This is a genomic window from Nevskia sp. (assembly GCF_051860985.1).
Lineage (GTDB): Bacteria > Pseudomonadota > Gammaproteobacteria > Nevskiales > Nevskiaceae > Nevskia.
Map to the genome: position 1 here is coordinate 1 of NZ_JBIMKV010000013.1, position 20,431 is coordinate 20,431.

The 20,431-nt window shown below is 69.8% G+C and carries 18 protein-coding genes; 8 read left to right on the forward strand and 10 right to left on the reverse strand.

Annotated elements, in window-relative coordinates; translation table 11 throughout:
* Positions 1–50: 50 nt before the first annotated feature.
* Genes ACTIGJ_RS13500 through ampD form a run of 3 tightly spaced genes read right to left on the reverse strand, consistent with a single transcriptional unit; the run spans position 51 to position 2,364 of the window.
* Positions 51–872: a helical backbone metal receptor gene (locus ACTIGJ_RS13500; RefSeq protein WP_439640950.1), complete on the reverse strand. Its 822-nt coding sequence runs from the start codon at positions 870–872 to the stop codon at positions 51–53.
* A 5-nt stretch (positions 873–877) separates the two neighbouring features.
* Positions 878–1,738, reverse strand: coding sequence for a regulatory signaling modulator protein AmpE (locus ACTIGJ_RS13505; protein ID WP_439640850.1), 861 nt, complete (start codon positions 1,736–1,738; stop codon positions 878–880).
* Positions 1,735–2,364, reverse strand: a complete 630-nt coding sequence (ampD, locus tag ACTIGJ_RS13510) for a 1,6-anhydro-N-acetylmuramyl-L-alanine amidase AmpD (RefSeq protein ID WP_439640851.1) — start codon at positions 2,362–2,364, stop codon at positions 1,735–1,737. The genes ACTIGJ_RS13505 and ampD overlap by 4 nt, the downstream gene beginning before the upstream one ends.
* Positions 2,365–2,399: 35 nt before the next feature.
* Between ampD and ACTIGJ_RS13515 the strand changes: the two genes are divergently transcribed.
* On the forward strand, positions 2,400–5,180 hold the full coding sequence (locus ACTIGJ_RS13515) for a M16 family metallopeptidase (protein ID WP_439640852.1): 2,781 nt from the start codon (positions 2,400–2,402) through the stop codon (positions 5,178–5,180).
* 96 nt (positions 5,181–5,276) lie between these two features.
* Here the strand turns inward: ACTIGJ_RS13515 and ACTIGJ_RS13520 are convergent, their stop codons facing one another.
* Entirely contained in the window at positions 5,277–5,591 is a 315-nt protein-coding gene (locus tag ACTIGJ_RS13520) for a hypothetical protein (protein WP_439640853.1), read from the reverse strand.
* A gap of 90 nt (positions 5,592–5,681) precedes the next feature.
* On the opposite strand from ACTIGJ_RS13520, the gene ACTIGJ_RS13525 reads away from it, so the two are divergent.
* Positions 5,682–6,155, forward strand: coding sequence for a tRNA (cytidine(34)-2'-O)-methyltransferase (locus tag ACTIGJ_RS13525; protein ID WP_439640854.1), 474 nt, complete (start codon positions 5,682–5,684; stop codon positions 6,153–6,155).
* Between the two features lie 226 nt (positions 6,156–6,381).
* Here ACTIGJ_RS13525 and ACTIGJ_RS13530 read toward each other — a convergent pair whose 3' ends face one another.
* On the reverse strand, positions 6,382–7,368 hold the full coding sequence (locus tag ACTIGJ_RS13530) for a glycosyltransferase (protein WP_439640855.1): 987 nt from the start codon (positions 7,366–7,368) through the stop codon (positions 6,382–6,384).
* Positions 7,365–8,432: a glycosyltransferase family 9 protein gene (locus ACTIGJ_RS13535; RefSeq protein WP_439640856.1), complete on the reverse strand. Its 1,068-nt coding sequence runs from the start codon at positions 8,430–8,432 to the stop codon at positions 7,365–7,367. Before ACTIGJ_RS13535 ends, ACTIGJ_RS13530 begins: the two co-directional genes overlap by 4 nt.
* Before the next feature lie 126 nt (positions 8,433–8,558).
* On the opposite strand from ACTIGJ_RS13535, the gene ACTIGJ_RS13540 reads away from it, so the two are divergent.
* From ACTIGJ_RS13540 to ACTIGJ_RS13555, 4 genes are read left to right on the forward strand one after another with little or no spacing between them, the layout of a single operon-like run.
* Entirely contained in the window at positions 8,559–9,548 is a 990-nt protein-coding gene (locus ACTIGJ_RS13540) for a glycosyltransferase family 2 protein (protein ID WP_439640857.1), read from the forward strand.
* Between the two features lie 13 nt (positions 9,549–9,561).
* Positions 9,562–10,611, forward strand: a complete 1,050-nt coding sequence (locus ACTIGJ_RS13545) for a glycosyltransferase family 4 protein (protein ID WP_439640858.1) — start codon at positions 9,562–9,564, stop codon at positions 10,609–10,611.
* A complete protein-coding gene (locus tag ACTIGJ_RS13550; protein WP_439640859.1) occupies positions 10,608–11,633 on the forward strand; it encodes a glycosyltransferase family 9 protein in 1,026 nt (341 codons plus the stop codon). Before ACTIGJ_RS13545 ends, ACTIGJ_RS13550 begins: the two co-directional genes overlap by 4 nt.
* Positions 11,630–12,673 (forward strand): hypothetical protein, encoded by a 1,044-nt coding sequence (locus tag ACTIGJ_RS13555; protein WP_439640860.1) that lies wholly within the window; start codon positions 11,630–11,632, stop codon positions 12,671–12,673. Before ACTIGJ_RS13550 ends, ACTIGJ_RS13555 begins: the two co-directional genes overlap by 4 nt.
* A 1-nt stretch (position 12,674) precedes the next feature.
* On the opposite strand, the gene ACTIGJ_RS13560 is transcribed toward ACTIGJ_RS13555, so the two are convergent.
* The 4 genes from ACTIGJ_RS13560 to map form a co-directional block, all read right to left on the reverse strand.
* Positions 12,675–13,682, reverse strand: coding sequence for an NAD(P)H-dependent glycerol-3-phosphate dehydrogenase (locus ACTIGJ_RS13560; RefSeq protein WP_439640861.1), 1,008 nt, complete (start codon positions 13,680–13,682; stop codon positions 12,675–12,677).
* A gap of 135 nt (positions 13,683–13,817) precedes the next feature.
* Positions 13,818–14,624, reverse strand: coding sequence for a 2,3,4,5-tetrahydropyridine-2,6-dicarboxylate N-succinyltransferase (gene dapD, locus ACTIGJ_RS13565; RefSeq protein ID WP_439640951.1), 807 nt, complete (start codon positions 14,622–14,624; stop codon positions 13,818–13,820).
* A gap of 45 nt (positions 14,625–14,669) precedes the next feature.
* The gene (gene glnD, locus ACTIGJ_RS13570) at positions 14,670–17,357 is read right to left on the reverse strand and encodes a [protein-PII] uridylyltransferase (RefSeq protein WP_439640862.1); all 2,688 of its coding nucleotides are present in this window, start codon (positions 17,355–17,357) and stop codon (positions 14,670–14,672) included.
* A gap of 1 nt (position 17,358) precedes the next feature.
* On the reverse strand, positions 17,359–18,144 hold the full coding sequence (gene map / locus ACTIGJ_RS13575) for a type I methionyl aminopeptidase (RefSeq protein ID WP_439640863.1): 786 nt from the start codon (positions 18,142–18,144) through the stop codon (positions 17,359–17,361).
* Positions 18,145–18,401: 257 nt separating this feature from the next.
* Here map and rpsB point away from each other — a divergent pair, with 257 nt between their 5' ends.
* Complete coding sequence (rpsB, locus tag ACTIGJ_RS13580; protein WP_439640864.1) at positions 18,402–19,205, forward strand: 30S ribosomal protein S2; 804 nt, start codon at positions 18,402–18,404, stop codon at positions 19,203–19,205.
* A gap of 182 nt (positions 19,206–19,387) precedes the next feature.
* Positions 19,388–20,428, forward strand: a complete 1,041-nt coding sequence (gene tsf / locus ACTIGJ_RS13585) for a translation elongation factor Ts (protein ID WP_439640865.1) — start codon at positions 19,388–19,390, stop codon at positions 20,426–20,428.
* Positions 20,429–20,431 lie beyond the last annotated feature (3 nt).

Here is a 20,431-nt window from a genome sequence, read left to right on the forward strand (position 1 = left end):
GGCGGCCTTTTGACCTGCAACGCAGCGACCAAAGCAATTGATGACAGGCCCTAGCGGCGCGCCTGGTCGAGCAGGCTGCAGACCTGCTCGATGCCGTCGAGCAGGCGCGGACCGGCGCGGGCCAGCCGGTCGGCGTCGATCGGATACAGCGCGCCGTGCCGGGCAGCCGGCGTCGAACCGAGCCGCGACCAGTAGGCACGGATGTCGGCCGCGTTCTCCTCGCCGCCGTACAGCACCACCTCCGGCGCGGCGGCCAGCATCGCTTCGGCCCCGACGGCGGCCGCCAGCGTCGGCAGCGTCGCGAACACGTTGACGCCGCCGCAGACCGCCATCGCCTCGGAGATCGGGCTTTTCGCGTTGACCGTGTAGGCCGGCGCGGTCTCGATCTGGTAAACGACGCGGATCGGCCGGTCATTCCGGTGCGCCGCCCGCAGCGCGGTCAGCCGCTGGCGGTAGGCGCTGGCGGCGGTGGCCGCCGCCGGGCCGGTGCCGAGCCAGCCGCCGACGGTTTCCAGCGCATCGGCCACGCCGTCGAGCGAGCTGATCGGCAGCGCCTCGACTCTGAGCCCGAGCTGGCGCAGCCGCGTGATGTTGGCGACCGGCGTGCCGCCGTCCCAGGCAATGATCAGGTCCGGCCGCTGGGCCAGCACCGCTTCCAGGTTCACCTGCCAGCCGTCGCCGATCACCGGCCGTTTCGCCAGCTGCGGCGGGAAATCGCTGTGCGCGGAAACCGCCACCAGCCGATCGCAGCCGCCGGCGGCACAGACCAGTTCGGCCAGATGCGGTGCCAGCGTCACCACGCGGCGCGCCTCGCCGTGCGCCACCCCGGTGGCCAGCAGCGTTGCCGCGATCAGCAGCGCGCTCCAGCGCATCCGGTTCACGACACCCAGGCGCCGGCGCTGAACATCGCCACCAGCGCCAGCAGGATCAGAGTCGCGCGGGTTTCCATGCGCAGCACCTCGGCCAGCGTAGCGTCGAGCGAGGAGGCGATCATCGGCCCGCTGTCCGGCGCGTCTTCCCAGTCGAGCGCGGCATTGGCGGTTTCCGCCAGCAGGCTCCAGCTGCGTCGCTGCCAGCCGTCGGTGCCGCTGACCGGTTCCCGCTGCACGCGACCGAACGCGTCGAGCGCGTCGTCCATGCTGCCGGCCATGCCGTAGAGCAGCGCCGTGATCCGCGCCGGCAGCCAGGCCATCAGGCCGTGCAGCAGCGCCGCTTGCCGCTGGGCGGCGGAGTCCTCGATCAGCACCGCCAGACGGCTGGCCACCCGGTACAGCACGGCGCCGGCCGGGCCCAGCACGATGAACCACAGGCAGGCGCCGAAGCGCCGCTCGTGGCTCTGGATGAACAGCGCGCCGAGCAGCGAGCGGTGATCGGCATCCGGCATCGGGCCCAGCTGCAGCACCCGGCTCAGCCGGGCGACGGTGGCGGCGTCGCCGGCGCTGCGGGCAGCGCGCAGCCGCTGCACGTCGTCGGCGAGATCGCGCGGGCCGAAGCAGATCAGCAGCACGGCGGCCGAGAACAGCATTTCCAGCAGCGCCGGCTGCAGCTGCCAGGCCAGCGCGGCCGTGACGGCGGCGGCGGCCAGCGCCAGCAGCCACGGCGCGCCGGCGACGTGGCGGACGGCCGCCGGCAGGCGCGGCCACAACCGCGCCAGTACCGGATCGGCCGAGCCGCTGCGGCGGCGCGACGACAGCAGCCGCTCGGCGCCCAGCGCCAGCAGCATCGCCAGCAGGATCATGCCGGGCTCCCGAGCGCTGCCCGCAGGCGCGGCCAGTCGAAATGCGGGCCGGGATCGGTCTTGCGGCCGGGGGCGATGTCGCTGTGGCCGGTGATCGCCGCCGGATGCAGGGTCGGATAGGCCGCCTGCAGCGCGCCGAGGGTGGCGATCAGCGCGGCGTACTGTGCTTCGCTGAACGGCCGGACATCGCTGCCTTCCAGTTCGATGCCGATCGAGAAATCGTTGGCGCGCGTGCGGCCGCGCCATTCGCTGACGCCGGCGTGCCAGGCGCGGCGGTCGAACGGCACGTACTGGGTGATCCGGCCGTCGCGGAAGATGCACAGGTGCGCCGATACCCGCAGGGCCGCGATGCCGGCGAAGTAGGGATCGGCCGCCGGATCGAGCCTGTTCAGGAACAGGTCGTCGATATAGCTGCCGTCCGGCGCCTCCGGGTGGGCGCCGTAGGTGTCCGGCGGCAGCGAGATGTTGTGGATCACGATCAGGCTCAGGTCGCGCGGATCGGGCCGCTCGTCGCAGTTCGGCGAGGCGCGATAGGCTGCGCCCGACAGGCGATGATCGAGCACCCGCAGCGGCGACGGAACGTCGGAGCTGACGCTGCGGTCAGACACGCGGATCGGCGTCGTCATCGGCCTTCCAGAACCACATCAACAAGGGCTTTTCCATGCGCGTGATTGTCACACTGGCTGCGGCGTTCTGCCTCGGCCTCGGGGCTGCTGCCGCTGCCGAACCGGTCAAGCCGGGCAAGACCGAAGCGGCCGGCCGCGCGGCGGCGCTGCCGTCGATCGACGTGCCGTACCAGAAATTCCGCCTCGCCAACGGTCTGACGGTGATCGTGCACGAGGATCACAAGGCGCCGCTGGTGGCGGTCAGCGTCTGGTACCACATCGGCTCCAAGGACGAGCCGGAGCGCCGCCACGGCTTCGCCCACCTGTTCGAGCACCTGATGTTCAACGGCTCCGAGCACTTCAACGACGAATTCTTCCGGGCGCTGGAACCGGCCGGCGCCACCGGCATCAACGGCACCACCAACCGCGACCGCACCAACTATTTCGAAACGGTGCCGACCGCCGCGCTCGATCTGGCGCTGTTCCTGGAATCCGATCGCATGGGCCACCTGCTCGGCGCGGTCGACCAGGCCAAGCTCGATGAGCAGCGCGGTGTTGTGCTCAACGAGAAGCGCCAGGGCGAGAACCAGCCGTACGGCAGCCTGCGGGAAATCCTGTCGAAGGAGGCCTACCCGCCCGGCCATCCGTATTCGTGGACCACGATCGGCTCCGACGAGGACCTCAACGCCGCCACGCTCGACGACGTGCGCGCCTGGTTCAAGCGCTACTACGGGCCCAACAACGCCACGCTGGTGCTGGCCGGCGACATCACCGTTGCCGAAGCCAGGGCCAAGGCGGAAGCCTATTTCGGCGCCATCCCGGCCAGCGAGCCGGTGTCCCACGCCAAGGCCTGGCCGGCGCCGATGGCCGGCGAGAAGCGGCTGGAGATCAACGATCAGGTGCCGCTGCCGCGGCTGTACGCGATCTGGAACGTGCCCGGCGATGGCGACCGCGACGTCGTGCTGCTCGGCCTGTTCGCCGATCTGCTGACCAACGGCAAGACCGGCCGGCTGTCCGAGCGGCTGGTCTATCGCGACCAGAGCGCCAGCGGCATCAGCGCCTCGGTCGACGCCGACGAGATCGCCGGCCAGTTCACCATCGTCGCCAGCGCCCGGCCGAGCGCCGATCCGAAAGCCAGCCTCGCCGTGATCGAAGCGAGCGTGCGCGAGGAACTGCAGCGTGCGCTCGAACAGGGTCCGACCGAAGCCGAGCTGGCGCGAATCAAGACCCAGCGCTACGCCGGGCTGCTGCCGGCCTTCGACGGCGTTGGCGCCAAGGGCCAGCTGCTGGCCGCCAACGAGGTCTTCCATGGCGATCCGGCCCATTACCAGCGCGAACTGCAGTGGGAGCGCGAGGCCACCGTCGCCGATGTCCGCGACGCGGCGCGGCGCTGGCTGGGCAACGGCAAGCTGGTGCTGCAGGTGCTGCCCGAGAACGGCCTGAAGGCGAGTGCCGAGACCGTCGACCGCACGAAGCTGCCGGTGCCGGCCGCATCGGCGGCGCTGCAGTTGCCGCCGATGGTCCGCGCCACGCTGGCCAACGGCCTGAAGCTGGCGGTGATCGAGCGCCGCGGCGTGCCGCTGGTCGAAATGGCGCTGATCGTCGATGCCGGCCGCGCTGCCGATGCGCCGGGTAAGACCGGCATTTCGGCGATGACCTTCGGCCAGCTCGACGAGGGCGCCGGCAATCTCGATTCGCTGGCGATCGCCCGCCGGCAGGCCGAGCTGGGCATCGAGATCGGCGCCTCGTCCGGCCGCGAGGCTTCAATGGTGACGCTGTCGGCGATCAAGCCGAGCCTGGGCGCGGCACTGGATCTGTACGCCACCATCATCCGCAAGCCGACCTTCCCGCAGGCCGATCTCGATCGCAGCAAGCAGAACCTGCTGTCGGCCATCGTCCAGGAAAAGGCGGCGCCGGGCGGACTGCTGCGGCGCGTGCTGTCGACCCAGATTTACGGCGCCGGCCATCCCTATGCCTATGTCGGCAGCGGCGAGGAAGCGGTGATCGCCGCCACCACGCGCGACGACCTGATCGCCTTCCACCGCCGCTGGCTGCGGCCGGACAACGCCACCCTGCTGGTGGTCGGCGACACCACACTGGCCGAGATCCGGCCGCAGATCGAAGCCCGCTTCGGCGACTGGAAGGCGCCGGCCGAGGCGAAGCCGGTGAAGGCCGTTCCGCCGGTGGCCCCTGCCACCGCGCCGCGCCTGTTCCTGCTCGACAAGCCGGGCGCCACGCAGTCGATCATCGCGGCGGCCAACATCGCGCCGGACGGCAAGAGCGCCGGCCAGGAGCCGATGTCGACCGCCAACACCGTGCTCGGCGGCCAGTTCATCTCGCGGCTGAACCTGAACCTGCGCGAAGACAAGCACTGGAGCTACGGCGCCAGTTCCAGCATCACCCGCACGCGCGGCCCGCAGGTGTTCCTGGCGCAGGCCCAGGTCGAGCGTGACCGCACGGCCGATTCGATCGTCGAGATGCAGAAAGAGCTGCGCGACATCGTTGCCAAGCGTCCGCCGTCGGCCGCCGAGATCGACGACGCCAAGCGCGCCGACCTGCTGGCCCTGCCCGGCAGCTTCGAGACCGCCGGCCAGGTCGCGTCGGCCTTCGCCAGCCTGATCGAACTGGAGCAGCCGGACGACTACTACAACCGGCTGCCGGCCCTGATCGCCGCGCAGACGCCGGACGCGGTGGCGGCGGCCGCGAAGGCGCTGGTCCGGCCGGACGCGCTGAGCTGGTTCGTGGTCGGCGACCTCGCGAAGATCGAGCCGGCGGTGCGCAAGCTCAAGCTCGGCGAGGTCAAGGTGCTCGATGCGGACGGGAAGGTGCTGCGCTGACCCAAGCAAAACCCCTGATTCCGGGGTTCGGAATCAGGGGTTTCCTGGGCTTGCTCCGGGTTCCGGCTTGCGCCGGGATGACCCGCCTTCGTCGGGTCAGTTCACGCCTTCGCCCAGCGGCCGCACGAAGGTGAACGCCGCCGGTTCGGTGACCAGCTTGTGGGCCGGGTCGGACACGTTGCCGGCCAGCGCCTGGAACGGCAGCGAGGCGACGAACACCACGGTGCCGATCACCGTCGCGGCCAGCCCCAGCGGCCGGGCGACCAGCAGGTCGACGGCCATCGCTGCCGCCGAAGGGGCACCGCCCGTGGTGGCTTCGTAGCCGGTGCCGTCCTGGGCACTCGCGGAGGCCGCCGCCAGCGACAATACGGCACCGGCCAACAACGACAGACCGCGTGTAGTCAGCGACATGACAAACCTCGAAGCAGATGGAAAACAGGGTGGCGGGAGCCTATGCGGGGGTCCCGGTGGCGTCAACCGAACGAGGGGGCGCGGCGACCGATGATCCACGTCGCGCTTTACCAGCCGGAAATCCCGCCGAACACCGGCAATGTCATCCGCCTGTGCGCCAACAGCGGCGCGCAGCTGCACCTGATCCGCCCGCTCGGCTTCGATCTCGACGACAAGAAATTGCGCCGTGCCGGGCTCGACTATCACGAGTACGCCAGGATGCAGGTCCACGCCAGCCTCGCGTCGCTGCAGGCAGCCTTGCCGGCGGCCCGCCTGTTCGCCTTCACCACCAAGGGCGCGTCGCGTTTCGACCAGGTGCGCTGGCAGGCCGGCGATCTGCTGCTGTTCGGCCCGGAATCGCGCGGCCTGCCGCAGGAGGTGCTTGACGCCATCCCGCCGGCGCGGCAGGTCTACCTGCCGCAGCAGCCCGGCATGCGCAGCCTGAACCTGTCGAACGCGGTGGCGGTGGCGGTCTACGAAGCCTGGCGGCAGTCGGGCTTCGTCGGCGCTGCCGCGCCTTGCTAGGCTGCGCGTTGTCCTTCCGTTGCCTTCCGCGCCGCCCAGGCTGCCTTGTCCCGTCTGTGCCGTGCAGCCCGAGCCGGCGTTCACGGCGCTGGAGATCGACCCGGCGCGCTACCGGCGGCTGGCGCGTCGCCCGCGGCCCTGGTAGCGCTGGCAGGCCGAGCGGGCGTTGCGCTCGCTGACCCAGCAGGATTTCGCGCGGATGATCGCCGGCGTCGGTGGTGCCGGCTCAGCCGCCGAGCAGCAGCCGCGACAAGCGCCATGACCAGGCGGCGGCGTTCGGTCGGCCATCGTCGAGATAGCTGATCAGCGCCGGCACGCTGGCCCGCCAGCGGGCATGCCCGGTGACGACATCGCGCAGCGCCTGTTCGCGCAGCTGCCGCAGTGCCGAGAAGTCCAGCGGAGTCGGGGCGTCCGGGTCGTACAGCCAGCCGTTCTCGCCGTGCCGGAGGTACTCGTTCATGGTCGCCCGGTCCGGCGCGATCACCGCCTGCCCAAGTGCCATCGCATCGAGCACCGACAGGCCAATGCCTTCGAGCAGGCGCGGCGCCATGAAGGCATTGCAGCCGCTGAGCAGGCGCAGGTAGTCGGCCTTCTCGAGCCAGTCCGGTACCTGCTCGATGCGGTATTCGGCACGCTCGGCCTCGGTCGGCAGCGCCAGCGTTTCGCCGGGATCGGCGACCGTGCGCAGCACGATCCGCTCCGGCCGGTGATCGCCGAGCAGCGCCTTCAGCGTCGGCCAGCCGGGCGTGCCGCGGCGCATCCAGAAGAACAGCCGCAGCGGTTCCTCGACGATCGCTGGCACGTCGTCGAGCGGCGCCGGCCAGTACTGCACGGCCTGCGATTCCAGCCCGGCGGCGCTGCAGTAGTCGTGCGCTTCGCGACAGAAACTGATCAGCCGCAGCCCGCTCGGCTTCAGCCGCCGCCACGGCCCGGGTGCCAGGCGGATGCCGTCGCGCATCGGTGCCCAGAACAAGCGCCGGCAGCGCAGCCGACGCAGCACGGCGCGCTTCGGCAAGGTCTGCCAGAACAGGATCAGGTCCGCCTCGTGGCGGTTCAGCTGATCGGCGGACAGCGGCGCACCGCCGGCCTGCCAGCTGTCGTCCCAGACCGTGCGCACCGCGAAGTGCGGGGCCAGAAGGTCGAGCAGGAAGCGGCTGCTGCCGGTCTTCAGGTGGAAGCTGTGGCCGACGAACAGCAGCTTCGGCAGGCTCATGCGCCAGCACCGTCGATGGCCGCGAGCACCCGTGCAGCCGGCAGTTCGTCGAGGCAGGCGGCGCGGCTGTCCTTGTGGCGGTCGCAACCTTCCAGCGAGCACGGCACGCAGGCTTTCAAGCCCTGCACGATCCGGACATTGCCCTGCTGCTGCAGCGGCGCGACGCGCTGCCAGGGCGTTTCGCCGCGCCCCGTCCGGCCGACTGGCCAGGGCCCCCAGACCTCCGGGTTGGTCGGTCCGAACAGCGTCACCACCGGCACGCCGCAGGCCGCCGCCAGATGGGTGACCGAGGTATCGGGGCCGACGAACAGCGCCGCGCCGCGAATCAGGTTGGCGAGGTCGCCGAGCTTCAGCTGCCCGATGACGTCGACCAGCGCAGCGTCGCCGTCCGGCGGCAGCAGTGCGCGCAGCGCATCGCCGAGTGCGCGGTCGCTGGCCGCCGGCCCGCCGCTGATCACCACACGCAGGCGGCGCTGCCGGAGCTGCGACGCCAATTCCGCCCAGTGCGCGGTCGGCCAGGCCTTGTAGCGGAACATCGGCGCCAGATGCAGCACGGCATAGGCGCCCTGGTCCGCACGGATCGGCAGCGCGGCGCTGCCGCACGGCGGCACCACGTCCGGATAGCGCGCGATACACAGCGCATCAGCCAGCTTCAGTGCCTGCTCGACCGTGTGGCGATGCACAGGATCGTTGTCGACTCGATACCGGCAGTGCCAGCGCTTCCAGCGTTCGGCGAGGGTCTGCGGGCCGGGCACGATGCCGGCGCGGACCCGGCCGGCGAGGAAGGCGATCAGGTGCGGCCGGTCGTTGGCCTGGGTCGTGATTGCCAGGTCATAGCTGCGCCACGGGAACGGCAGCTTGCGGCTGCCGGCTGGCATGGTCAGGCAGTGATCGAGATCGGGATTGCCTTCCAGCACGCCGTCAGTGCCCTTGAACACCAGCGCGTCGATGCGCGCCTGCGGATAGGCACGGCGCAGGCTGGCGATCAGCGGCGTACACAGCAGCACGTCGCCGAGCCGGCGCATGCAGATGACGAGAATGCTGCGGGGAGCGTGAAGGGGCATGCAGGGCGGGCGGTCGCGGCGGCTTCGGCAATTACCGTACGATAAATCTGTGCGCAGGAACGATCATCCGGCCGTTCCGCTGCCGCCTCCCGGGCCTGCGCCCGCGTCGTCCGTCCCTCGCCACCGATGCTGCCCGAACGCCTGAAGCCCCTGCTCCTCCCGCGCGGACTGCGCCTGCCGGAGACGCCGCCGCGGCGCCCCGCCGGCCTGCGCGATCCGCTGCCGACCTTGACCGTGGTGACGCCCTCGTACAACCAGGCGGCCTATCTGGAAACCACGATCCGCTCGGTGCTCGGCCAGGGCTATCCGGCGCTCGAATACTTCGTCATCGACGGCGGCAGTTCGGATGCCAGCCGCAGCATCATCGAGCACTACGCGCCGGCGCTCAGTGGCTGGGTGTCGGAGCGCGATCGCGGCCAGGTCGACGCGATCCTCAAAGGTCTGCACCGGGCGACCGGCGACTGGTTCATCTGGATCAACTCCGACGACGTGTTGGCCCCCGGCGCGCTGTGGACGGTGGCGGCCGCGATCCAGCAGGGCGAGGTCGATCTCATCGGCGGCGTCACCCAGCAGTTCGATGCGCACGGCAACCGCGGCAAGGTGGTCTGCCGGCAGCTCGACGTGCGCTCGCTGATCCTCGAACAGCTGCCGTCCGGCTGCCGCTGGCACCAGCCGGCCATCTGGATGCGCCGCCAGGCGATGATCGACAGCGGCATCGACACCAGCAGTCACTTCCGCTTCGACTACGAACTGCTGATCCGCTACCTGCATCGCTTCCCGCGCGTGCACTACCTGGCCGACACGCTGGCCTATTTCCGTTTCCACAGCGAATCGAAAACCATCAGCACCGGCCCGCGCTTCCGCGACGAGCATCTCGACGTGCTGGCGCGGCTGGCTCGCGAGCCGGCGTTCGCCGAGTACGCGGATGACCTGTCGCTCGGTCATCGGGCCGTGGCCTGGCTGCAGCAGGTCGATGCGCTGCTGGCCGACCGCGTCCGGCCGCGCTTCGAGCGGCTGGCCGAACTGCTGCGCGGCGCCCGCGCCGATCCGGATGCGCGCTGGACCCGCAACACCCGCCGCGCCGCCCGGCGCATCGCGCTGAAGGGCGGCCGATGAGCCTGCTACGCCGATGAACGTCGCGATCGTCCACTACAGCCTCCGGCGCGGCGGCGGCATGGAGTCCTATCTCGCCGATCTGGTGCGCGGCTTCCGGGCCGCAGGCGACACCGTGGATGTCTATGCCCGCGAGGTCGATGTCGACTGGGCGCGGACCATTGGCGCCAATGCCTTCCGGCTGCTGCCGCTGCCGTTGCCGCGGCGTTTCCGCAACCGGGTATTCGCGTCGCGCATTGCCCGCCTGGAACTGACCGATCGCTATCCGCTGGTGATCTCGCTGGCGCGCACGCGCGGCCAGCATCTGGCGATCAATGGCGGCGCCCATCCGGGTTACTGCGCAGCACTCGGCCGGCCCGATTCCGCGCATGACCGCAGCGAAACGCGCCTGGAGCGGGCGATGCTCGACAGTGCCGCCGTCGTCGTCGCCCATTCGCAGACGTTGGCGGAGCAGATCGGCCACTACTACCCGGAGGCCGCCGCCAAGACCCGGGTGATCTATCCGCCGGTCGACGACACCCGCTTCGCGCCGCGCGATGCCGCCAGTCGCGCGCGCACCCGCCAGGCGTTCGGGCTGGCGGCCGACGACATCGCCTTCGTGTTCCCGTCGATGGACCACGAGCGCAAGGGACTGGCGCCGCTGCTCGAAGCCTTCGCCCAGCTCGGCGACCGCCGCGCCCGGCTGCTGGTGGCCGGCCGCGCGGCCCGCAAGCAGCTGCCGCCGCGGGTGACGCCGCTCGGTTATGTCGACGACATGCCGGCGCTCTATGCCGCCGTCGACTGGACGGTGCTGCCGTCCCGCTACGAGCCGTTCGGGCTGGTGATCGCCGAATCGCTGGCCTGCGGCACACCGGCGATCATCGGCGGCGAGGCCGGCGTCGCCGAGCTGATGGGTCCGGACGACGGCATCCGGCTGCCGGAAATCAGTGCGCCGGCCATCCTGACCGCACTGCAGGCGGCCTGCGCCGCGCCGCGCCGGGTGGCGCCCGGCTTCATCGCCCGGCATGGCCTGCGCCGGGCCGAACACATCGAGGCGCTGAAGCGCTGCCTCCCCGTCGCCCGATGACTCCGAGGTCTGACATCCGGGCCGCGCTCGCCGCCGCCCGTCGGGTGCTGGTGATCGATCTCGGCGGCCTGGGCGACCACATCCACAGCCTGCCGGCGCTGTGGCTGATCCGGCAGAACGCGCCGCAGGCTGAACTCTGCGTGGTCGGCAACTCTGGCCTGTACGGGCCGCTGACGCCGTGGATCGACCGGCCGATCGTCTACCGCAAGGCCGGGCTCAAGGCCGATCTCGCCTTCATCGGCCAGCTGCGCCGGCTGCGCGCCGATGTCGCCATCGTCATTACCAGCAGCAATCACGCGGTGTCGTTCGGCGGCCTCAGTGGTGCGGCGCTGCGCATCGCCCGCAAGGCCGACGAGAACAAGCGCTGGTCCTGGCAGCCGTGGCTGCTGGACGTGGTCGCCGAGCACCCGTTCCACGAGATTCCGATGTACCGCCAGCGCTGGAACGCGCTGCGGGCGCTGGGCCTCGACGGCGAGCGGCCGGAGTTCCACGCCGCGATCGACGCAGGCCTGCGGCATGCGGCCGGCATCGCCGAGGCCGACGAAGGCCGCTACCTGCACCTGAGTGCCAGCGCCACCGACGATCGCCGCGACTTGCCGGTCGCGCAGATGATCGCCCTGTGGGATCGCCTGCGCGCCCGCTTTCCGGGCCGTCCGTTCGTGGTCAGCGGCCACGGCACCGAGCGTGGCCGCGCCAAGCTGGCGGCGATCCTCGCCGGCATCGGCTTCACGCCCGAGTACGTGTTCGACGGCGCGCTCGATGTCGCAGGCTTTATCTCGGTCGTGCAGGGCGCAGCGCTGCATGTCGGTCCGGATTCCGGCGGCCTGCATGTGGCGCGCCTGGCGGCAACACCATCGGTGTCGTGGTTCCGGCCCAACCATCACCTGAAGAACTGGTTCCCGGACGATCCCGGCCAGCACCGCGCTTTCGTGGCGCCGGAATCCCGCGACGACGGCCTGCACGGCTTCGATCTGCAGGTCTTCGTCGATGCCGCCGCCGAACTTCTGGACGCCGCGCGATGAGCCCGCGCGCGGTGCTGTTCGTGCCGCAGCACCAGGGCGGCGGCACCGGCGAGTTCTATCGGCTGCTGGCGGTGGCCGAGGCGCTGCACGCCCGCGACGCCACGGTGGAGATCCGCTTCCTGATGCCGCAGGCCTGCCCGCTGCGGGCGCGGCTGCCGTTCGCGTACACCGAAAGCGACCTGCCGGACCGCGAGCGCGCCCGCTTTCATGCGCGCGAGATCGCACGGCTTCAGCCGCCGATCGTGGTCTTCGACAAGACCTGCCGCGGCTCGCTGCTGCGTCACTGCCGGCGCCACGGCGCGCACGCGATCTGCATCTCCGATGAACCCGGCACCCTGGCCAAGGCGCTGCGCCTCGACTGGCTGTGGCAGCTGCCCGAGCACTGGCACCAGCGCTACCTGCTGGATCGGCCGGCGTTCAGCCGGGGCCAGCGGATCAAGGCCGCGTTCGGCAACACCCGGCATCTGCTGTTCGATGTCTGCCACGCCGAGGCCGAGCGCGCCGACAGCGCCGCATCGACCGCCACGCCGTACGTGCTGTGGGCACCCGGCGGCGGTGGCTATGTGCTCGACGGCCAGCCAGTGGCGGTGGTGTTCGCGGCTGCTGCCGATGCCGTGGCGCGGGCCACTGGCAGCCGCATGCTGATCGTCGGCGCCGAACGGCCGGCTGCCGACTCGCCGGTCGAAGCGATTCCGGCCCAGCCGCAGGCGGCGCTGATGCGGCTGGTGCAGCGCGCGACCCTGGTGGTCACCGGCGGCGGCCATCTGCTGCACCAGGCGATGAGCCTCGGCGTGCCGACGCTCACGCTGCCGCTCGGCGGTTCCGACCAGCAGGCGCGCATCGCCCGCTACGCCGACTGCGGCTGGACCGTCGCCGTACCGCCGGAGCCATCGGCCATCGCGCCAGCGACGCTGGCGCTGCTCGCCGATGACGGCCAGCGCCGGCAGATCCGCGAGCGGCTGGCGGTGCTCGGCCTGCGCAACGGCCTGCCGCTGATGGTCGAGGCCGTGCTGGCCAGGCTCGACGGCGCCAGCCGCTGACTCAGCCCAGCTCGGCCCGCTGCGGCCGTTCGGCCAGCCGCTTGACCGCTTCGATCGGACTGACGGTGCCGGCGATCACCGCACCTGCCATTTCGTGCAGCGGCATCTCGACGCCGAGCTTCGCCGCCAGCCGCAGCACTTCGGGCGCGGCACGCACGCCTTCCACGACCCCGTTGATGCCGGCCTTGGCCTGCTCCGGTGTGGCGCCTTCGCCGAGCTGCAGGCCGTAACGGCGATTGCGCGACTGGTTGTCGGTGCAGGTCAGCACCAGATCGCCGAGGCCGGCGAGGCCCATCAAGGTGGCCGGTTCGGCGCCGAGGGCGCTGGCCAGCCGGGTGATCTCGTTGAGGCCGCGGGTGATCATCGCCGCGCGGGTGTTGGCGCCGAGGCCGAGGCCGTCGGCAATGCCGACGGCGATCGCCAGCACGTTCTTGGCCGCGCCGCCGATTTCCACGCCGACCAGATCGCCGGACGTGTAGGCGCGGAAGCCGTCGCCGTGGAAGCGCAGCGCCATCCGTTCGGCAAAGGCCGGATCGTTGGCGGCCACGGTCACCGAGGTCGGCAGGCCGAGGCCCAGTTCCCGGGCGAAGGTCGGGCCGGATATCACCGCGATCGCGCGCGCCTTGCCGAGCACCTCGCCGATCACTTCATGGGCCAGCCGGCCGCTGCCCGGCTCCAGCCCCTTGGCGGCGCAGGCGATGCCCTGATCGTCGCGCAGCAGTGGCGCCAGCCGTTCGCAGGTCTCGCGAAGCGTGGGGCTGGGCGTGGAAATGACGATGTCGCAGGACGCCTGCACGGCGCGGGCGAGGTCGCTAGTGGCGACCAGCTTCGCCGGCAGCGCGATGCCCTTGAGGTAGCGCACGTTCTCGCGGCTTTCCTCCATCGTCGCCATGGTCGTGGCGTCGCGGCCCCACAGGAAGCCAGGCGCGCCGCGACGGGTCAGCTGGATGGCCAGCGCGGTGCCGAAGGCGCCGGCGCCGAGGACGGTGATCGGAGCCTGATCGGGCATGACGGACCTCGGATGGAGACGTGGGGGGGGGCGGGGCGGGGGGGGGGGCGGGCGTACCCACACCAACGTGGGGCGCGCGGGGGCCGGCCCCGGCCTCGCCGCAGTGGCAGCAGCCTTGTCAGGGTTGTCCGCGCGTCAGAGATCGCGCAGCAGCGCGTTGATGCCGACCTTGGAGCGGGTCTGGGCATCGACGGTCTTGACGATCACCGCGCAGTTGATGCTGTAGCGGCCGTTGTCGCGCGGCAGCGAGCCAGCCACCACCACCGAGCCGGCCGGCACCCGGCCATAGCTGATGGCGCCGGTGTCGCGGTTGTAGATCGGCGTCGACTGGCCGATGAAGACGCCCATCGACAGCACCGAACCCTTTTCGACGACCACACCTTCGACCACTTCCGAACGGGCGCCGATGAAGCAGTCGTCCTCGATGATCGTCGGCGCCGCCTGCAGCGGTTCCAGCACGCCGCCGATGCCGACGCCGCCGGACAGGTGCACGTTGGCGCCGATCTGCGCGCAGGAGCCGACCGTAGCCCAGGTGTCGACCATGGTGCCCTTGCCGACATAGCCGCCGATGTTGACGAAGCTCGGCATCAGGATCGCGCCCGGCGCGATGTAGGCGCCACGGCGTACCGAGGCCGGCGGCACCACGCGCGCACCCTGGGCCTTGAAGCGCTCGGCGGTCCAGCCGTCGTACTTCAGCGGCACCTTGTCGTAGCCGACCAGCGGGCCGGAGGCGAGTGGTAGGTTGTCGTGCAGGCGGAAGTACAGCAGCACGGCCTTCTTCAGCCAGTCGTTGACCTGCCAGCCCGACGCGACGGGTTCAGCGACGCGGGCGGCGCCGGAGTCCAGCAGTTCGATCGCCGCCTCGACGGCGGCGGCCACGGCCGTGTTCGAAGCATCGAGCGTGGCGCGGTCTTCCCAGGCGCGTTCGATGACGGCCTGCAGTTCGGTGTTGTTCAAGCGGAGAGTCCTGGCTGGTGTTGCGTGCGGTTACTTCGGGGTGCTTTCGCCGTTCGACAGCGTGCGGGTCAGCACTTCGCGCAGTTCGTCGACGGCCTTGTCGCTGGTGATCGGCTGGTGGCTGCGATCGGTGATGTAGAAGACGTCTTCGGCGCGTTCGCCGATGGTCGCGATCTTGGCGGCATCGAGCAGGATGCCGCGCTTGTGGAACACCCGGCCGACCAGGCTGAGCAGGCCCGGCTGATCGGCGCAGACCAGTTCCAGCATCGTGCGGTTGCGCAGCGTGTCCTGCGAGATGCTGACCGTGGTCGGCGTGTTGAAGTGGCGCAGCCGCGTCGGCCGCCGGCGGTTGACGTCGACCACCGAGATCGACGGATCGGCCAGCACCTTGCGCAGCGCCGCGCCGATCTCGTCGAAGCGATGGGCGTTCTCGATCGGCGAGCCATCGCTTTCGACAACCACGAAGGAGTCGAGCGCGTAACCGTCGGCCGAGGTGTTGATGCGGGCGTCGAGAATGCTCAGGCCCAGCTTGGCCAGCACGCCGGTCGACAGGCCGAACAGGTGGTCGCGGTCGCGCATGTAGACGAACACCGTGGTGCCGCGGCCGTCGAGCGTCTTGACCAGCACCAGCGGCAGATCGGCCTCGCTGCTCTGGGCGATGGCGTCGAGATGCCAGACCAGTTCCACCGGCGTGTGGCGCAGGAAGTAGTCGGCGTCGAAGCGGCCCCAGATGCGGTCGGTCAGCGCGCCGTCGATGTGGCGCGCGGCCGGCAGCGCATAAGCGGCGCGGCGCTGCTCGGCGACCCGCTCGGCGAGGGTGTAGGGGTTGTCGAGACCGCGGTCGAAGGCGCGCTTGGTGGAGTGGTACAGCTCGCGCAGCAGGCTTTCGCGCCAGGAGTTCCACAGCGCCGGGTTGGTGGCGCGGATGTCGGAGACGGTCAGCGCCAGCAAGTAGTCGAGCCGCGCGCGGTCGCCGACCTTCTGCGCGAAGGCGGTGACGATGTCCGGGTTGGAAATGTCCTGCCGCTGCGCGGTCAGCGACATCAGCAGATGGTTGCGCACCAGCCACGACACCAGATCGGCATCCGTGTGGCTCAGGCCGTGGTCGAGGCAGAACTTCTCCGCTTCCTTGGCGCCGACTTCCGAATGGTCGCCACCCGAGCCCTTGCCGAGGTCGTGGAACAGGCCGGCGACGAACAGCAGGTCCGGTCGGGCGACGCGGTGCATGACGTCGCTGAAGAACGGCAGCTCGTGGCGGAAGCGTTCCATGCGCAGGCGGCGCAGGTTGCGCACCAGCCGCAAGGTGTGTTCGTCGACGGTCAGCGTGTGGAACAGGTCGTACTGCATGTGGCCGATGATCTGGCCGAACACCGGCAGGTAGCGGCCGAGCACGCCGTAGCGGTTCATCCGCCGCAGCGCGCGGGTCAGGCCGTCGCCATGCTGGAACATGCCGATGAACATTTCCCGGGTGTGCACGTCGCCGCGCGTGGTCTCGATCAGCCGGCGGTCGCGGCGGATCAGGCGCAGGGTGGCGGTGGAAATGCCTTCGATCTTCGGGTGCTGCTGCATCAGCGCGAACACTTCCAGCAGCGCCCACGGCGCTTTCTGGAAGACGTCGTCGGCACGCGCTTCGATGTAGTTGCCACGCAGCTGGAAGCGGGCGTTCAGCGGCTTCGGTTCGAGGTTCTGGCCGCGGCCGAGGATGGCCTCGTCGAACAGCTGCAGCAGCATGTCGTTCAGGCAGCTCAGGGACTTGATGGTCCGGTAATAGAGCTGCATGAACTGCTCGACCGCGCGGTTGCGATCTTGGTCCTCGTAGCCGAACAAGGTGGCGATCTTGTTCTGGTGATCGAACAGCAGTCGGTCTTCGTGGCGGCCGGTGATCATGTGCAGCGCGAAGCGCACCCGCCACAGGAAATCCTGGCCGGCGAACAGCTCGTCGCATTCGGTCTTGGTCAGGAAGCCGCGCTCGCGCAGCTCGGTCAGCGACGAGGCGCCGAAATGACGCTTGGCGACCCAGGCCACGGTGTGGATGTCGCGCAGGCCGCCGGGGCTTTCCTTGACGTTCGGCTCCAGCTTGTAGGCGCTGTCGTCGTACTTGGCGTGGCGGGCCTGCTGCTCGGCAACCTTGGCGCGGAAGAAGGCGTCGACCGGCCACATCGCTTCCGGGCGCATCGCCACGTTCAGCGCGGTGAACAGCGACAGGTCGCCGATCAGCGGGCGCGCCTCGGTAAGGTTGGTGATGACGCTGACATCGCTGGCTGCCAGTTCCGCGCACTGGGTGACGCTGCGGACGGCCGAGCCGACATCGAGGCCGATGTCCCAGAGGAAGGCGAAGAAGTTCTCCAGCCGCGACTTCGCGCCTTCGAGCGCCGCCTCGTCGTAGAGCACCAGCAGATCGATGTCGGAATGCGGCAGCAGTTCGCCGCGGCCGTAGCCGCCGACCGCGATCAGCGCCAGACCGCCGTCGGTCTGCGGCAGGAAAAGGGTCCAGGCTTCGCGCAGCACCTCGTCGACCAGATGCGCGCGGGCGTGGACCAGCGAATCGGCCGGCGTGCCTTCGTGGAACAGGCCGACCAGCCGCTCGCGGCCCCAGGCCAGCGTTTCGCGGAATGCGGCGACCGGCTTGCCGCCGTCGGCGCGCAGCCGGCTGCGCACGCGGCGCGCCGAGAAGACGGCGACGCTGTCGTCTTCGCTGATATCGATCTCGGCACCCACGTCAGACGGTCTCGTCTTCGCGCAGCGTCAGGATTTCATAGCCCGTTTCGGTTACCAGCACCGTGTGCTCCCATTGCGCCGACAGCGAGTGATCCTTGGTGACGACGGTCCAGCCGTCCGGCAGCAGCTTCACTTCGCAACGGCCGGCATTGAGCATCGGCTCGATCGTGAAGGTCATGCCCGGCACCAGTTCCATGCCAGTGCCCGGCCGGCCGTAATGGACGACCTGAGGGTCTTCGTGGAACACCCGGCCGATGCCGTGGCCGCAGTAGTCGCGCACCACCGAGTAGCCACGCGCTTCGGCGATCGTCTGCACCGCCGCGCCGATGTCGCCCAGGCGGGCGCCGGGCCGCACCTTGCGGATGCCGGCCAGCATCGCTTCGCGGGTCGTCTCGGTCAGCCGGCGCGCCAGGATCGACGGCTCGCCGATGTAGAACATCTGGCTGGTGTCGCCGTGCCAGCCGTCCTTGATCACGGTGATGTCGATATTGATGACGTCGCCGCGCTTCAGCGCCTTGTTGGCCGGAATGCCGTGGCAGACGACGTGGTTGATCGACGTGCAGATCGACTTCGGGAACGGCATCCGGCCACCGCCGCCGCCGTAGCCCAGCGGCGCCGGCACGCCCTTGAGCGTGTCGACGATGTAGTCGTGGCAGATGCGGTCGAGTTCTTCGGTGGTCACGCCGGCTTTGACGTGCGGCGCGATCATGGTCAGGACCGATGCGGCAGCCTTGCCGGCCGCGCGCATTCCGTCGCGCTCTTCCGGATTCTTGATGGTGACCGACATGATGTTCGTGCGTGCCTGCTGCGTGAGGGAGGGCGTGGGGTAAGGCTGCGCCCGATGCAGATGGGGCCGCGGTGCGGGTGGTAAGCCGACAGCCGCCTATGGTATAAAGCGCGCCGCCGCAAGGCAACGACGCGAAATGCAAGCAGATTTTGCCCGATTTCGCGATCTCATCCGCGCACGTCCCTGGGTGTCCATCGAGCGATCAACGCTCGCGGATTCCACGTTGCGCGGTCAGCCCAACCCAAGGAGATTGCACCATGTCGTCGATCACGATGCGTCAGCTGCTGGAAGCCGGCGTCCACTTCGGACACCGCACCCGTTACTGGAACCCGAAGATGGAGGCCTACATCTTCGGCGACCGCAACAAGATTCACATCATCAACCTTGAGAACACGCTGCCGCTGCTCAAGGACGCCTGCAATTTCGCCGGCAAGCTGGCCGCCAACGGTGGCCGCATCCTGTTCGTCGGCACCAAGCGCGCCGCCCGCGACGCGATCCGCGACGAAGCCGTGCGCGCCGGCATGCCGCATGTCAGCCAGCGCTGGCTCGGCGGCACGCTGACCAATTTCAAGACCGTGAAGGGCTCGATCAAGCGCCTGCACGAGATGGAAAAGCAGGTCGCCGACGGCACCGTCAACCGCCTGTCGAAGAAGGAGCAGCTGCTGTTCACCCGCGAGCTGGAAAAGCTGCAGCGCTCGCTGGGCGGCATCAAGGACATGCCGGCGCTGCCGGATGCGCTGTTCATCATCGACACCGGCTACGAAAAGATCGCCGTGTCGGAAGCCAAGAAGCTCGGCATTCCGATCATTGCCGTGGTCGACACCAACAACAATCCGGACGGCATCGACTGCGTGATCCCGGGCAACGACGACGCGATCCGCGCGATCAAGGTCTACACCCAGTGCATCGCCGACGCGATCATCGAGGGCCGTGGCACCAACACCGTCAATGTCCGCGCCGAGGAATTCGCCACCGCCGGTGATGACGACGCTGCGCCGGCACGTCCGCGCCGCCCGCGTTCGGGCAAGCCGGGTGGCCGCGGCGAGCGCGCCGACGCCTGATGCTGTACGGCGCGGCGGATGCCCTCCGCCGCGCCACATTCCGGAGCGGGCGAGGCGGCGCGACAGCGCCGTTTCGCGTTCCGGGATCAGCCCGCCGGACTTGTTCCGGGGCTGACACACGAACACCGTATCGTCGGCCCGCGACGCTACTTCCCCCACATTCGAATCAAGGTTGAACCGACATGAGCACTCCCGTCACTGCTGCCCTCGTCAAGGAACTGCGCGACCGTACCGGCGCCGGCATGAGCGACTGCAAGAAGGCGCTTGAGGCGACCGGTGGCAATGTCGACGCGGCGGCCGAAAAGCTGCGCGTCGATGGCATGGCCAAGGCCGACAAGAAGGGTAGCCGCACGGCCGCTGAAGGCGTGATCTCGATCGCCGTCGGCGCCGATGCCATCGTGCTGGTCGAGACCAACAGCGAAACCGACTTCGTGTCGAAGGGCGACGACTTCAAGGCGCTCGGCGATGCCGCTGCCAAGGCCGCGCTGGCTGCCCGTCCGGCGGCGCTGGCGGACCTGCTGGCGCTGAAGGCCGCCGACGGCCAGACGATCGAGGAAATCCGCCGTGGCCTGGTGGCCAAGATCGGCGAGAACATCACCGTGCGTCGCTTCGAGATCATCGAGAAGGCTGCCGGCCCGATCAGCTACTACCTGCACGGCTCGAAGATCGGCGCCGTCGTGGCGCTGAACACCGGCGACGAGGAACTGGCCCGCGATCTGGCCATGCACGTGGCCGCCAGCGCGCCGCGCTTCCTCGACACCACGCAGATTCCGGCCGAGGTCGTCGAAGCCGAAAAGCGCGTCATCGAAGAAACCATGGCCCGCGAGCAGGCCGAGGCGCAGGCCGAGTCCGACCGTTTCGGCGGCTTCCTGAAGGAAATGGACGCCGAGCGCAGCAACGGCCACTACGACTCGCTCGACGCCGAAGGCAAGAAGAACTGGGACGACGAGTACGCCGGCGTGAAGAAGAAGTTCGGCGGCGGCTACAAGCCGAAGCCGGCCGAGATCCTCGCCAAGATGGCGACCGGCAAGATCGCCAAGTTCGTCAACGACATCACGCTGGTCGGTCAGCCGTTCGTCAAGGATCCGGACCAGACCGTCGAGAAGCTGCTGAAGGCCAAGAACGCCAGCGTCGCGCGTTTCGTCCGCCTTGCGGTCGGCGAGGGCATCGAGAAGAAGACCACCGATTTCGCGGCCGAAGTGGCCGCCGCGACCCAGGTCTGAGAC

Bases quoted from the DNA above. Each gene is read 5' to 3' on its own strand.
- ACTIGJ_RS13500 (WP_439640950.1), bottom strand. From the start codon at position 872: ATGCGCTGGAGCGCGCTGCTGATCGCGGCAACGCTGCTGGCCACCGGG.
- ampD (WP_439640851.1), bottom strand. From the start codon at position 2,364: ATGACGACGCCGATCCGCGTGTCTGACCGCAGCGTCAGCTCCGACGTT.
- ACTIGJ_RS13560 (WP_439640861.1), bottom strand. From the start codon at position 13,682: ATGCCCGATCAGGCTCCGATCACCGTCCTCGGCGCCGGCGCCTTCGGC.
- rpsB (WP_439640864.1), top strand. From the start codon at position 18,402: ATGTCGTCGATCACGATGCGTCAGCTGCTGGAAGCCGGCGTCCACTTC.
- ACTIGJ_RS13540 (WP_439640857.1), top strand. From the start codon at position 8,559: ATGCTGCCCGAACGCCTGAAGCCCCTGCTCCTCCCGCGCGGACTGCGC.
- ACTIGJ_RS13535 (WP_439640856.1), bottom strand. From the start codon at position 8,432: ATGCCCCTTCACGCTCCCCGCAGCATTCTCGTCATCTGCATGCGCCGG.
- ACTIGJ_RS13530 (WP_439640855.1), bottom strand. From the start codon at position 7,368: ATGAGCCTGCCGAAGCTGCTGTTCGTCGGCCACAGCTTCCACCTGAAG.
- ACTIGJ_RS13515 (WP_439640852.1), top strand. From the start codon at position 2,400: ATGCGCGTGATTGTCACACTGGCTGCGGCGTTCTGCCTCGGCCTCGGG.
- ACTIGJ_RS13505 (WP_439640850.1), bottom strand. From the start codon at position 1,738: ATGATCCTGCTGGCGATGCTGCTGGCGCTGGGCGCCGAGCGGCTGCTG.
- ACTIGJ_RS13520 (WP_439640853.1), bottom strand. From the start codon at position 5,591: ATGTCGCTGACTACACGCGGTCTGTCGTTGTTGGCCGGTGCCGTATTG.
- map (WP_439640863.1), bottom strand. From the start codon at position 18,144: ATGTCGGTCACCATCAAGAATCCGGAAGAGCGCGACGGAATGCGCGCG.
- ACTIGJ_RS13545 (WP_439640858.1), top strand. From the start codon at position 9,562: ATGAACGTCGCGATCGTCCACTACAGCCTCCGGCGCGGCGGCGGCATG.
- ACTIGJ_RS13525 (WP_439640854.1), top strand. From the start codon at position 5,682: ATGATCCACGTCGCGCTTTACCAGCCGGAAATCCCGCCGAACACCGGC.
- ACTIGJ_RS13550 (WP_439640859.1), top strand. From the start codon at position 10,608: ATGACTCCGAGGTCTGACATCCGGGCCGCGCTCGCCGCCGCCCGTCGG.
- ACTIGJ_RS13555 (WP_439640860.1), top strand. From the start codon at position 11,630: ATGAGCCCGCGCGCGGTGCTGTTCGTGCCGCAGCACCAGGGCGGCGGC.
- tsf (WP_439640865.1), top strand. From the start codon at position 19,388: ATGAGCACTCCCGTCACTGCTGCCCTCGTCAAGGAACTGCGCGACCGT.